The organism is Halodurantibacterium flavum, assembly GCF_042681825.1.
GTDB classification, from domain to species: domain Bacteria; phylum Pseudomonadota; class Alphaproteobacteria; order Rhodobacterales; family Rhodobacteraceae; genus Halodurantibacterium; species Halodurantibacterium flavum.
This window is the reverse complement of record NZ_JBHUGH010000019.1, coordinates 1-1,387: the sequence shown is the minus strand read 5'-3', so window position 1 is coordinate 1,387 and position 1,387 is coordinate 1. Positions and strand designations below refer to the sequence as shown.

The window sequence follows — 1,387 nt, the reverse complement described above, 5'->3', positions numbered from 1 at the left end:
GCCTTGATGGCAAAGCCCGGCTGATTTGATGATGTGGACACCCCCACCCCAACCGTCGAATCTGGTTTCAACGGTTCCCCGGGAAGAAGGAGTGGTTGGATATGTCCGGAATGATCATTGGCCTCGATCTCGCGAAGAGCGTTTTCCAGGTCCACGCTGTCGATGCTGACGGAAAAGTTGTCATCACCAGAAAGGTGCGGCGCTCTCAGATGCTCGAGTTCTTTGGGAGGTTGGATCCGTGCTTGGTTGGCATGGAGGCGTGCCCCTCCGCGCACCATTGGGCGCGGGAACTTTCTGCCCTAGGCCACGAAGTCCGATTGATGGTCGCGTCCTACGTGAAGCCCTACGTCAAGCGCCAGAAGAACGACATGGTCGACGCCGAAGCCATCTGCGAGGCGGTGACCAGGCCGACCATGCGGTTTGTCCCGATCAAATCTGAATCGCAGCAGGCCATTCTCATGGTCCACAAGACCCGCGCCCTATTGGTCCGCCAAAGAACAATGCTTGTGAACGCCCTGCGAGGCCATCTTACCGAGATGGGCGTCGTAGCGCCAAAGGGGATCAGACGGCATGCCGATCTCGTCGAGCGGGTGCTTGCACACGGCGCAGACGAGATCGACTTGCCGCCGCTCGTGCGTGACATCGTGTTGTCCTCTGCCCGACAGATCGGCTCCTTGAATGCCGAGATAAAAGAGCTCGAGAGGAAAATCCTGGAATGGCACCGCACGAGCGAAGCCAGCCAACGGCTGGCGACGATCCCCGGCGTCGGCGTGATCACCGCATCCGCAATGGCGGCCAGTGTAGTGGACCCTGCTGCCTTCAGATCGGGACGAGATCTTGCCGCATGGCTCGGCCTGACGCCTCGATCCAACTCCTCTGGGGGCAAAGAGCGACTTGGGCGGATCACGAAAGCCGGAAATCGGTATCTGAGAACCTTGCTGGTCATCGGGGCGACAGCCGTCGTCGGCTTCTCGAGGCGCACAGCCGAAGGGCCATTGATGAGCTGGGTCAGAAAGCTCCTGCAGGTGAAATCGGCACGCCTTACAACGGTGGCCCTGGCCAACAAGATGGCACGGATCTGCTGGGCCGTGATGGCACGGAAAACCGTCTACGGAGAAGCAGCCGCATAGAATACGACGCACTGGCGTCGCAACAGTTCGGAGGGTCTGCCCAAGAAGCGTGATGACTACCGGTTTTGCCGGGGATCAGGAAAACCCGTTCGCGAGACAGCGCCCAAAAGCGCGATGATTTGATAGGGACCATGATCCGCGGATATCATCAGGGCCCGCGGCCAACCGGCCGCACTACGAGGCCGGACATATGCAAGCACCCAACCGGATTCGACGCGCTTTGAGGAAAGACTTGACGAAGGGGGTGTCCACATATG

Annotated in this window: 1 protein-coding gene; it reads left to right on the top strand. The window is 59.7% G+C overall.

The window, feature by feature from the left end; genetic code table 11:
* The first annotated feature begins 101 nt into the window (after nucleotides 1-101).
* The gene (locus ACFSGJ_RS17145) at nucleotides 102-1,130 is read left to right on the top strand and encodes an IS110 family RNA-guided transposase (RefSeq protein ID WP_374436744.1); all 1,029 of its coding nucleotides are present in this window, start codon (nucleotides 102-104) and stop codon (nucleotides 1,128-1,130) included.
* Nucleotides 1,131-1,387: the final 257 nt, after the last annotated feature.